Annotated in this window: 11 protein-coding genes and 1 riboswitch; of the genes, 2 read left to right on the top strand and 9 right to left on the bottom strand. The window is 33.2% G+C overall.

Going from position 1 to position 12,422, the window contains the following annotated elements; genetic code table 11:
• The first annotated feature begins 158 nt into the window (after positions 1–158).
• Positions 159–359: a hypothetical protein gene (locus HYG84_RS08460; RefSeq protein ID WP_212375736.1), complete on the top strand. Its 201-nt coding sequence runs from the start codon at positions 159–161 to the stop codon at positions 357–359.
• 91 nt (positions 360–450) lie between these two features.
• Here the strand turns inward: HYG84_RS08460 and purD are convergent, their stop codons facing one another.
• The 9 genes from purD to HYG84_RS08415 form a co-directional block, all read right to left on the bottom strand.
• Complete coding sequence (purD, locus tag HYG84_RS08455; protein WP_212375733.1) at positions 451–1,704, bottom strand: phosphoribosylamine--glycine ligase; 1,254 nt, start codon at positions 1,702–1,704, stop codon at positions 451–453.
• A gap of 20 nt (positions 1,705–1,724) precedes the next feature.
• Positions 1,725–3,254: a bifunctional phosphoribosylaminoimidazolecarboxamide formyltransferase/IMP cyclohydrolase gene (gene purH, locus HYG84_RS08450; RefSeq protein ID WP_212375730.1), complete on the bottom strand. Its 1,530-nt coding sequence runs from the start codon at positions 3,252–3,254 to the stop codon at positions 1,725–1,727.
• A gap of 29 nt (positions 3,255–3,283) precedes the next feature.
• A complete protein-coding gene (gene purN, locus HYG84_RS08445) occupies positions 3,284–3,907 on the bottom strand; it encodes a phosphoribosylglycinamide formyltransferase (protein WP_212375727.1) in 624 nt (207 codons plus the stop codon).
• Positions 3,904–4,932, bottom strand: a complete 1,029-nt coding sequence (gene purM, locus HYG84_RS08440) for a phosphoribosylformylglycinamidine cyclo-ligase (protein ID WP_442860793.1) — start codon at positions 4,930–4,932, stop codon at positions 3,904–3,906. The genes purN and purM overlap by 4 nt, the downstream gene beginning before the upstream one ends.
• 19 nt (positions 4,933–4,951) lie before the next feature.
• Positions 4,952–6,349, bottom strand: a complete 1,398-nt coding sequence (purF, locus tag HYG84_RS08435) for an amidophosphoribosyltransferase (RefSeq protein ID WP_212375721.1) — start codon at positions 6,347–6,349, stop codon at positions 4,952–4,954.
• Positions 6,316–8,508 carry a phosphoribosylformylglycinamidine synthase subunit PurL gene (purL, locus tag HYG84_RS08430; RefSeq protein WP_212375719.1) on the bottom strand — a complete coding sequence of 731 codons (2,193 nt, stop codon included), beginning with the start codon at positions 8,506–8,508 and terminating at the stop codon, positions 6,316–6,318. The genes purF and purL overlap by 34 nt, the downstream gene beginning before the upstream one ends.
• A 28-nt stretch (positions 8,509–8,536) precedes the next feature.
• Positions 8,537–9,043, bottom strand: a complete 507-nt coding sequence (gene purE / locus HYG84_RS08425; RefSeq protein WP_212375716.1) for a 5-(carboxyamino)imidazole ribonucleotide mutase — start codon at positions 9,041–9,043, stop codon at positions 8,537–8,539.
• Between the two features lie 10 nt (positions 9,044–9,053).
• A complete protein-coding gene (locus HYG84_RS08420) occupies positions 9,054–10,226 on the bottom strand; it encodes a 5-(carboxyamino)imidazole ribonucleotide synthase (RefSeq protein WP_249168563.1) in 1,173 nt (390 codons plus the stop codon).
• 73 nt (positions 10,227–10,299) lie between these two features.
• Positions 10,300–11,658 (bottom strand): NCS2 family permease, encoded by a 1,359-nt coding sequence (locus tag HYG84_RS08415; RefSeq protein ID WP_212375713.1) that lies wholly within the window; start codon positions 11,656–11,658, stop codon positions 10,300–10,302.
• A gap of 193 nt (positions 11,659–11,851) precedes the next feature.
• Positions 11,852–11,953, bottom strand: a riboswitch (purine riboswitch).
• Positions 11,954–12,234: 281 nt separating this feature from the next.
• Here HYG84_RS08415 and HYG84_RS08410 point away from each other — a divergent pair.
• Positions 12,235–12,408, top strand: a complete 174-nt coding sequence (locus HYG84_RS08410) for a helix-turn-helix domain-containing protein (protein ID WP_212375710.1) — start codon at positions 12,235–12,237, stop codon at positions 12,406–12,408.
• The last annotated feature ends 14 nt before the right edge of the window (positions 12,409–12,422 follow it).

Here is a 12,422-nt window from a genome sequence, read left to right as displayed (position 1 = left end):
TAAAAAATATTCCAGATTAACAATAAGTATCCTTTCATAATTATTAGACATTTTTCTTAGAATTCCTCTAAATTTTTTGTAATTTTTTCATTTTTATTTTTATTACATTTTACACATACTAATTATGATTATCATAAATATATAAGGATGTGATAATTATGAAAAGAAGATATTACAATAACCCTAAAGATTTAATTAATGAAACATATAATGCAGATGCATTTAAAGTAATAGAAAAAACAATTAATCCATTAGTAATGCCACTAGATATGGTAAAAGATATTGATGCTTTGGATTCTAAGCATTTTTATCAAGAAGAATGGGATAGGATTATTAGTGGTATAAACAAACAACATTAAGCCATAATTTAAGAAAATGGATATCCAACATATACCGTAAAAAATATGTTGGATATCCATTTTAAAATTGTTTAAAGCTATGGCATTTTAACTATTTAATTCCTATATCCTTACGATAAAAGCTTCCTTTAAATCTAATTTTATCTATATTAGCATAAACTTTTTCCCTAGCTTCTTGTACATTTTTATCTATACCTACTACACCTAAAACTCTACCACCCTTTGTCACAATTTTATTTTCATTTTCTATTGTGCCAGAATGAAATATTAATAGTTCATTCTCGATTGTATCTAAACCTGTAATCTCTAATCCATTTTCATATTTATTTGGATATCCTCCAGAGGCCAGTATAACACAAACTACTCCATCTTCACTCCATTGAATATCTGTATCCTCTAATTTTCTATCTATTATATTATCAAATATTTCTATTAAATCAGTTTTTAATCTAGGCAGTACTACTTGTGTTTCCGGGTCTCCAAAACGCACATTATATTCTAAAACCTTTGGACCATCTTCTGTAATCATAAGTCCTATAAAAATAATACCTCTATAATCCATTTTCTCCTGTTGTATACCAATTAATGTAGGATATAAAATTTCTTTCTCTACTTGTTTTGCAATTTCTTCTGTATACACATAGTTAGGAGAATAAGTGCCCATTCCCCCAGTATTCGGCCCATTATCCCCATCAAAAGCTCTTTTATGATCTTGGCTACTTACCATAGGAATAATAGTATGTCCATCTATAAAACATAATATAGAAGTTTCTGTGCCCTTTAAAAATTCTTCTATAACTATACTTTTGCCAGCATCTCCTAATATTTTATCATCTAATAATTGTTTTATTACACTTAAGGCTTCTTCTTTATTTTCGCAAATAAATACCCCCTTACCTGCTGCCAGGCCATCGGCCTTAACTACTACAGGATAGGAATATCCTTCTATAACTAGTTTTGCTTCTTCAAAGGTGGTAACTTCATGGTACTGTGCTGTAGGGATGTCATATTTTTTCATAAAGTCCTTAGCAAAGGCTTTACTCCCTTCAAGTTGTGCCGCCTGCTTAGTCGGACCTATAACTTTTAAATTATTTTGCCTAAAAGTGTCGACTATACCTTCTACTAAAGGCTCTTCTGGTCCTACTATAATCAGATCAATATTCATTTCAAGAGAAAATTCTACAAGTTTATCTATATTATTAGAAGAAATATCAACATTTTTAGCAATTTTACCTATACCAGCATTCCCAGGAGCACAAAAAATTTCTGTAACTAAAGGGCTTTGGCTTAGCTTCCAAACTATAGCGTGTTCTCTGCCGCCACCACCTATTACTAATAGCTTCATCTTTTCACCCCTTTTTCAAATTAATGTTTAAAATGTCTCATTCCCGTAAACACCATAGAAATACCGTGTTCATTACAAGCTTCAATAGATGTGTCATCTTTAATAGATCCACCAGGTTGAATGATAGCACTAACTCCTGCCTTTGCTGCATCATCTACACAATCTCTAAATGGAAAGAAAGCATCTGATGCTAAAACACTTCCTTTAAGAGAGTGAGTACTATTTCTAATAGCGTTTTGTAATGCCCAAATTCGACTCGTCTGACCTGGCCCTATAGCTAATGTTTGTTTGTTTTTTACTAAGACAATAGCATTTGATTTTACATGTTTTACTATCTTAAAGGCGAATACCAAGTCTTGATTTTCTTCTTCATTTGGTGCTGTATTAGTTACTACTTTTAGTTCCTTCATTAGGGTATTATTCTCTTCCTGCACTAAAATACCACCCTGTACTTTCTTTATCTGCCATTGTTTTTCAGAAAGACTACATATGTTTTCTATTTTAATTAAACGAAGATTTTTCTTCTCTTCAAACACTTGTAATGCTTCTTCTGTAAAATCTGGAGCTATAACTACTTCAAGAAAAATTTCCTTCATAGAGTTGGCTATTTTTTTTGTAATAGGTCTGTTAGCTGCAATAATACCACCAAATATTGAAAGTGGATCGGCACGGTAGGCCTTATCCCAAGCTTCGTTAATATCTTTACCAGATGCTACACCACAAGGATTGGTATGCTTTACTGCCACTACTGTTGGCTCTTCAAATTCCTTTAACAACTCTAATGCTCCGTTTGCATCATTAATATTGTTAAAAGATAACTCCTTACCTTGAATCTGAATTCCATCTACTAATGTAGCTTTATTATTACCCACTTCTTTATAAAATGCTGCCATTTGATGTGGATTTTCTCCATAACGCAGATCTTGTACTTTTTCATAAGTTAAAGTCAAATTTTCAGGAAATATATCAGATTTCTTTCGCAAATAATTAGCTATTAAGCTGTCATAATGTGCTGTATGCTCGAATACTTTTAACGCAAGATTATATCTTGTTTCTGTGCTAGTATTTCCCTTGTTTTTTATTTCTTCAATAATCCCATCATAATCCATTGGATCTATTACTACAGTTACATCGCTATAATTTTTTGCTGCTGCCCTCAACATTGTAGGGCCTCCAATGTCTATGTTTTCAATTGCTTCCTCTAACTGTACACCTTCTTTTAAAATTGTCTCTTTAAAGGGATACAGGTTAATTATAACTAAATCTATAGGTCTAATATTTAAGTTTTCTAGTGTCTGCATATGCTCATTATTACTTCTAATAGCTAGTATTCCACCATGTACCGAAGGATGTAAAGTTTTTACCCTTCCATCTAGGCATTCTGGAAAGCCTGTTATATCCGAAACATCCTTTACTTCAACTTTTGCTTCTCTTAATAGCTTTGCTGTACCACCTGTTGAGAGTATTTCTATATTTAAGTCTACAAGTTTTTTTGCTAATTCCACAATTCCTTCTTTATTAGATACGCTTATTAAAGCCCGTTTTATCATTTTATCCACCCCTCAGTTTTATAAGAAGTTTACAATATATTAACTCGATTATCTGTAATTCTTAATCTATCATCTATAAACAATCTAACCGCCAATGGTAAAATTTCATGCTCTACCTTTAATACCTTTTTCTGTAGACTTTCTACCGTATCATTGAAATCCACATTTACATCTTTTTGAATAATTATAGGTCCCCCGTCCATTTCTTCATTAACAAAATGTACTGTTGCTCCCGTAACTTTTACGCCTCTCCTAATTGCCTCTTGATGAACTTTTTCTCCATAAAATCCTTTTCCACAAAAGCTTGGTATTAAAGAAGGATGTATATTAATAATACGATTTTCATATTTTTTAATAACTTCTATAGGAATAAAAGCTAAGTATCCTGCTAAAACTATTAACTCAACCTCTGCTTCTTCTAAAGTATTAACTAGGTTTTGTTCATACTCTGAATCCGATTTATATTGTTTTCTATTAATAACTATACTTTTAATCCCGTTACTTTTAGCTCTAGTTAATCCGTAAGCATCCTCTCTATTAGAAACTACCAATACAATTTCTCCACCTACACTTTTATTGTGAACTTCATCAATTAGAGACTGTAGGTTTGTACCTCCACCAGAAATCATAACAGCAATTTTTATATTCTTCATAAAATCACCTGTTTGTTCCCTTTAACTATTTTACCTATCTCTTTCACATCTTCGCCAATAGCTTTTAATATTTCCATTGACCTTTGAGCATCCTCTTGAGAAACAACTATTGCCATTCCCACTCCCATATTAAATGTGCTAAACATTTCTTTATAGCTAATATTTCCTTTTTGCTGTATGAATTTAAATATAGGGGGTATTTGCCAGGATTTTATGTCAATTTTTGCGTCTACATTTTCCGGCAATATACGCGGAATATTTTCATAAAAACCTCCACCTGTAATATGACAAATTCCCTTGACATTTATGTCCTTAATTAGACTTAAAATTTGATTTACATATATTTTAGTAGGTGTAAGTAACACTTCGCCCAAGGTTTGTCCAAATTCTTCAACATAATCTGTAGTTTTCATGTCCAAAATATCAAAGAAAAGCTTTCTAACTAATGAGTAACCGTTGCTATGAATACCACTAGATGGTAAAGCTAAAATAATATCCCCAGCTTCTATATTTTTTCCTGTAATTATATCAGCCTTATCAACAATACCAACAGCAAAACCTGCTAGGTCGTATTCATCTTCCTTGTATAAACCAGGCATTTCTGCTGTTTCTCCTCCTATTAATGCACTACCAGCTAGCTTACATCCTTCAGCAATTCCACCTACAATCTGTGCTATCTTTTCCCCTACCAACTTTCCTGTTGCAATATAGTCTAGAAAAAACAAAGGTTTTCCACCTTGGCATAAAATATCATTAACGCACATTGCCACACAGTCCTGTCCAATAGTATCGTGTTTATCCATCATAAATGCTAGCTTTAGCTTTGTCCCTACTCCATCAGTTCCAGATACTAAAACTGGCTCTTTATAGTCATTAATATTTAAGGAAAATAATCCTCCAAAACCACCTAGGTCTGCCAAAACATTGGAATTAAAAGTACTCTTAACATGTTCCTTCATTAGCTTAACAGCCCTTTGTCCCTCATCAACATCTACGCCAGCACTTTTATAAGTTATATCCATCATCCTTACCTCCCAATAGACATTAAATCTTTATAGGATAATCTCCATTAAAGCAAGCAATACAAAAATTCTCCTTAGTTAACCCTGTCGATTCCACTAAACCATCTAGGCTTATATATCCTAGACTATCTGCTCCTACTATTTGTCTTATTTCTTCAATAGATTTAGTTGCTCCCAGCAATTTACTAGCATCTGGAGTATCTATACCAAAATAACAGCTATAAGCAACAGGTGGAGAGCTTATTCTAAGATGAACTTCTTTAGCTCCTGCACTTCTTAAATCTGCCACAATCTTTTTGCTAGTAGTACCTCTTACGATAGAATCATCCACCAAAACAACTTTTTTTCCTTTAATGTTTTGTCCTAAAGGACTCAGCTTTAATCTTAAGGCTCTTTCCCTAGAGGACTGATCTGGCTCTATAAAAGTTCTGCCTACATAACGATTTTTAAACAATCCTTCTCCAAATGGAATACCTAGCTCCTCGGCATATCCTAAAGCTACAGGAATAGATGAATCTGGTACGGCCATTACCATATCCACATCTATAGGATGCTCCTTTGCTAATATCCTACCTGCATTTTTTCTTGCCTCGTATACGTTAACACCATCGATTAAGCTATCTGGTCTTGCAAAATAAACATATTCAAATATGCAGGAAGCTCTTTTTTCTTTTTTAGTATAATAGGTTGAAGTAATTCCTTCTTTATTAATAGTTATAATTTCACCAGGTTTTATATCTCTAATTAAGGTTGCACCTACAGCATCAAGAGCACAACTTTCGGAAGCCAATACATAGCCATCATCTAGCTTACCTAAACACAGAGGTCTTAAGGCATAGGGGTCTCTAATCCCAATAAGTTCTTCTTCTGTCATAATTACTAATGCATAGGCACCTTTAATTAAATCCATGGTTTTTCCTATAGAACTTAAAATATTCTCATCACTATATTTAGAAAGTAGTTTAATGATTACTTCACTGTCAATTGCGGTTTTAAAAACCTCCCCATTATTTTCCAATGTTTTTTTTATTTCTTTTGCATTAACTAAGCTTCCATTATGAGCCATTGAAATGCTACTCTCCCCTATTTTAGCAATAAGGGGCTGGGCATTTTCCACTTTACTTCCACCAACAGTCCCGTATCTTACATGGCCTATACTTATATGTCCACCTAACTGGCTTAATATTTTATCATCAAATACTTCTGATACAAGGCCCATTTGTTTATAATGATAACTCCTCTGTCCATCATTACTTGCAATACCTGCACTCTCCTGTCCCCTGTGTTGCAGAGCATAAAGTCCATAGAAAAGCAATTTAGAGGCATTATCTTCCTTCCACTTATACATACCTATAATGCCGCATTCTTCACCTAACTTATCATTATTTATTTCATTAAAAGTTCGAAGGTATCTTTCCATGTTTTTTTCATCCCCTCTATTGGCAGATTAATTATCTCTTCTCCACTTATACTAATTTTAAAGCTTTCTCCTCCAATAGTTCCTAATACTGTGTTTGGTATTTTATTCTCAGCTATAAGCTCTTTTATAGTATTTAGATTTTCAGGTCTTACACTTATAATAAATCTTGATTGGCTTTCACCAAATAAAGCAATATCTTTTCTAAGCTCACTATCTAATTTAACTTCTACTCCCATTTCATTTTCCATTGCGCATTCTGCTAGTGCTACCGCTAAACCACCTTCTGATACATCTTGGGCAGATTGTAACAGTTTTTTATCATTCGCATCTAATATAAGCTTGTGTAATCTTCTTTCCAGTGCAAAATTAACATCTGAAATTTTACCCTTTTCAAGTCCATGTATCTCTGCTAAATATTCACTTCCTCCTAACTCCTCTTTGGTTTTTCCTAGAAGAATTACTACATCACCATCTTCTTTAAAGTTCATAGTAATAGATTTATTTATATCTTCTATTAATCCAATCATTCCAATAATAGGTGTAGGATAAATACTTCCTGTTTCTGTTTCATTATAAAGACTAACATTCCCGCCTACAACTGGAGTATCTAGTTCACGACAAGCTTCACCTATGCCTAATGCACTCTCTCTTAGCTGCCAAAATCCGTCTTTTGTCTCTGGATTTCCAAAGTTAAGTCCATCTGTTACAGCCAAAGGTTTAGCACCGCTACATACAAGGTTTCTTGATGCTTCTACCACCGCAATTTTACTACCTTCTCTAGGATCTAAATAGCAATAGCGACTATTACAATCTGTGGTTAAAGCAATTCCCTTATTAGTTCCTTTAATCTTAATAACCGATGCTGCCGATCCAGCCTTTACCTCTACTTGTTCAGTATCATTAATATTAAACTGTTTATGCATCCAATCTCTACTTGCAATATTAGGAGAAGCTAAAAGCTTTAATAATACATCATTATAATTTTCCGGCTCCTTTATTTCGTCAAGATTAATATTTCTAACTTCATCAATATATTTAGGTGTTTCAAAATCACTATCATATTTTGGTGCTCCAGAAGAATCTAAGCTAGCAGCAGGTACTTTACCTACTATTTTATCTCCTTCTTTTATGGTTAACATATTATCGTCAGTTACTTTACCTATGATAACTGAATGAAGCCCCCATTTTTCTACAATTTTATTAACTTCTTCTTCCCTACCTTTTTCAACTATTAAAAGCATTCTCTCTTGGGATTCTGAAATCATAACTTCTACTGGTAACATTCCTTCTACCCTTCTAGGCACTTTAAGAACATCTATTTCCATACCACCTTCACCACGGGTAGCTGTTTCACAGCTTGCTGATGTAAGTCCTGCAGCTCCTAAGTCCTGTAGTCCTACAATACAACCAGTATCTAATAGCTCAAGAGAAGCTTCTAGTAATTTCTTTCCTATTTCAGGATTCCCTATTGGACATACACCTTCTGTTTGGTTTTCTAACCCTGCTGATGCGAAGCTAGCACCACCAATACCATCTCTTCCTGTTGCAGCTCCTAGATACATTATAGAGTTGCCAACTCCCGAAGCATTGGCACGGTGTATTTTATCGTGATTTATTAATCCGATACACATAGCATTTACCAATGGGTTTCCTTGGTAAGAATCGTTAAAGTATATTTCTCCTCCAACTGCTGGCACATCTACACCATCACAATAGTCTGCCATTCCTTCAAATACTTTTTCTACTAGAAATTTAGTTCTATCATCTGTTTTTATATCCCCAAATCTTAATGAGCTTAATAAAGCAATAGGTCTTGCTCCCATAGCATATATGTCTCTTAAAATTCCTCCTACCCCTGTAGCAGCCCCTTGGTAAGGCTCTATTGCAGAAGGATGGTTATGGCTTTCTATTTTCATAGCAATTGCCATATTGTCTCCTATATCCACTATTCCAGCATTTTCTCCTGGTCCTTGTAATACTCTTTTACCTGAGGTCGGAAAATGTTTAAATAAAATTCTTGAATGTTTATAACTACAATGTTCTGACCACATAGCACTGTATAGATTTAATTCCAGTTCATTAGGTTCTCTTCCTAAAATTTCTACTATTCTTTCGTATTCTGTCTTTTTTAATCCTAAAGTTTCATATTTATTTTCCATTGTTTTTCCCCCTATTCAATAATTTTAGTTAATAGTTTTTATATCCAACTTCTTCAAGTTTCTTTGCCTTTTCTTCAACTGCTTTAGTTAAGTTTGATTTATAATTAATTAATTTTTTTCCTACATTTTCATCTACAATGCTAATAATTTGAGCCGCCAATATACCAGCATTTGTTCCACCGTTTATTCCTACCGTTGCTACAGGAACTCCAGATGGCATTTGTACTATAGAATATAAAGAATCTATTCCATCTAAGGTTTTACTTTTAATAGGTACTCCTATTACTGGTATATGAGTAATTGAGGCCACCATACCTGGCAAGTGGGCCGCACCTCCTGCCCCCGCTATAATAACCTTAATTCCTCTATCCGCTGCACCTTTTGCAAAGCTAAACATTCTCTCTGGAGTACGGTGCGCAGAAACTATAGTAAGTTCATATAAAACACCTAGCTTGTCTAATATCTCTGCTGCATTCTTCATAATAGGAAGATCGGAATCACTTCCCATAATAATACTAACAATTGGATTTTTCATAGTATCACTCCTAGCAACTAGTTATTTTAAGTGTATTCCTTATAATTTCAGCTCGTTTTAATATTTCTTCAATATCTTCGCCTAATAAAGTGGCATGTCCCATTTTTCTTAAAGGCTTTGTATACTCTTTTCCATAAAAATGCACATACACATCTTGCTTCTCCAAGGTACTTGTTAACCCGCGAATTACAGCCTTACCCTCTATACCTTCTTCTCCTAAAAGATTAATCATTACACTCGGCTTAATTAAATAAGGAGTTGCCAAAGGGTATCCTAAAATAGCTCTTAAATGTTGTTCAAATTGGGATATATTACATCCTTCTAAGGTATAATGGCCAGAATTATGAACTCTTGGTGCTATTTCATTAATTAATACTTCTTTATTTTTATCTATAAACATCTCTATACAAAATACTCCTGCGCCATCTAGCTTTTCCATTATATTTAGTGCCAAGTTTTCTGCCTTATCTGCTACGTCATCCATAAACCGTGCTGGTACTATAGTAGTTCTTAATATATTGTCTTCATGAACATTTTCAGATAATGGATAGATTTTGACTTCTCCTATGGTACTACGTGCCGCAATTATCGAAACCTCACTAGTAAATGAAATATACTTTTCAACCATAAGTTCTCTACCCTCAACTTTTAATAATTTGTAGGCAACTTCAATGTCTTCAACCTTTCTAATAAGCTTATTACCTTTTCCATCATAACCACCATAACAACTTTTTAACACTACTGGCAGACCTTCTTTAGCAATATAGCTCTTAATATCATCTATAGTATTTACCTTCTCAAATGGGGTAGTTGCAATATTATGGCCTTTTAAAAATTGCTTTTGTCTATATTTATTTTGAATCATTTTTAATGTGCTAGGTGAAGGTTCTATTTTATAACCCTTCTCCTCAAGCTCAATTAATATGTTTGCATTTATATGTTCCAGCTCATAAGTTACTATATGACATTTTACTGCCAGTTCTTCAATTTTAGAGGCATCATAATAATCTCCAACTATTTGTTCATCGGCTATAGATGAGGCAGGACAACTTTTATCAGGGTCTAGGATAATAAACTGTATTCCAAGTTTTTTGCCTTCTAAAATCATCATCTTACCTAATTGTCCTCCGCCAATAATTCCTATTTTTATTCTATTTATTCCATATTTTAAATCTTTATCCAAAACCCTCGCCCCTTTGACCTAATTTTGGTTTTTTTAAAGCAGCTAAGAAATTTCTTAGCTGCTTATGTCTTGCCTAGTGAGGTAATATTGTAAATCGAAGGATAAACAATAATGCCAATACATACACTGTAGGATGAACTTCTTTTGATTTGCCAGTTGCTATTTTCATAATAGGATAGAATATTAATCCTGCAGCAATTCCATTAGCTATACTATAGGTAAATGGCATAATTGCAATTGTAAAGAAGGCTGGCAAAGCTTCTGAAAAGTCATCAAAATTAACTTGTTTAACTGCTCCCATCATTAAAACACCAACTATAATTAAGGCTGGAGCAGTAGCCTGTGCAGGTACCATTAAAGCAAATGGTGCTAAAAATATTGAGAATAAGAATAATAGTCCTGATGTTACAGCTGTTAAACCTGTTTTTCCTCCCTCTGCTACACCTGCTGCTGACTCAACAAAGGTTGTAACTGTAGATGTACCTAAAATAGCCCCTGCAGAAGTTGCTACAGCGTCTGCTAATAGAGCTTTATTCATACTAGGAAGTTTTCCATTTTCGTCTAACATTCCAGCCTTAGTAGCTGTACCAATTAAAGTTCCAATAGTATCAAACATATCTACTAAACTGAATGAAATAACCACCGTTGCTACACTGGCTAAAGCACCTACAAAGCTTGCTTCACCAATTTTCAATAGTCCTTTAAAGTCCATTTGCATAAATGTTGGACTTAAATCAAAATTAAATGATGTATTTATAGTTGTATTAGTTACCCCCATAGGAATACCTATAAGAGTAGTAGTAACTATACCAATTAAAATAGCACCTTTTACATTCCTAACCATCAATACACCCGTAATCACTAAGCCTATAACAGCCAAAATAACAGGAGCACTGTTAAAACTACTAAATGCTAAAAATGTATTTGGATCTGCTACAATGATTCCTGAATTTGTGAATCCAAGTAATGCGATAAATAGTCCAATACCTCCACTGATAGCATGTTTTAAAGATACTGGAATTGAATCTACAATAGATTCTCTTGCACCAGTAACAGTCAATACTATAAATAAAATTCCTGAAATAAAGATTGCGGCTAAACCTTGTTGCCATGTATATCCTAAGCTCATTACAACTCCGTATGTGAAGAAAGCATTAAGTCCCATTCCAGGTGCCTGTGCAAATGGAATATTAGCATGAAGTCCCATAATAAGTGTTCCAAGTGCAGCTGATAAACATGTTGCTAAAAATACTGCGTTATAATCCATTCCTGCCTTTGAAAGTATATCTGGATTTACAAATAAAATATAGGCCATAGTAATGAAAGTAGTAATACCAGCAATAATTTCAGTTTTTACATCAGTTTTATTTTCTGATAGTCTAAAGTACCTATCTAAGGCTGATGTTGATGCATTAGTGTTTTTTGTACTCATTTTTTAGTCCTCCTTAAGTAAAATAAATTTATGAATATTTATAATTGCCTTATTAAAATAAATAAATTAAACCCGAACAGATAGGTTACAAGGAATGAAACCTATCCGTCCGGGTTTTTATCCCATCGGTGTAGCATACAACATGCTTGTACCGCTCGGACCAGCACTAATATCATATTATATTAGTCGGAACCCTAGGTACACTTTCATTCATAGTCGAATAATTTACGGTTATTCGGTAGAGACTGCTAAACCATATTATTAGCATTATATAAATTTAGAATTTATATTCAGTTTTTCTAACACTTCTTAACTACATTTTAATAATAACAGAGATATCTTTTATGGTCAATAGGATTTTCGAACATTTTTATATTTTTTTTATTTTAAATATGCTATTTTCCGAACTATACAATATAGAATCCTATTTAATATTCGAATTATTTCTATTCCATTTCATATATATTTTTTCGCCATAAAAAACAAAATACTATTCATGATATATTTTGTGTATTTATTGTTTTATTAAAACAACTATAGAATTAAATGATAAAACTATATAAAAGGATGACTGTTATGGCGATTATAGTAAATCTAGATGTAACGATAGCAAAAAGGAAAATTAGTTCTACTGAGCTTTCTAAGAAATTAGATATCACCATGGCTAACCTTTCAATTTTAAAAACTAATAAAGCTAAAGCTATACGTTTCTCTACACTTGAAGCATTATGCAAAATTTTAGACTGTTAACCTAGTGATATTTT

Source organism: Alkaliphilus sp. B6464 (assembly GCF_018141165.1).
Classification (GTDB): domain Bacteria; phylum Bacillota; class Clostridia; order Peptostreptococcales; family Natronincolaceae; genus Alkaliphilus_B.
This window is presented reverse-complemented; position numbering and strand designations above follow the sequence as displayed.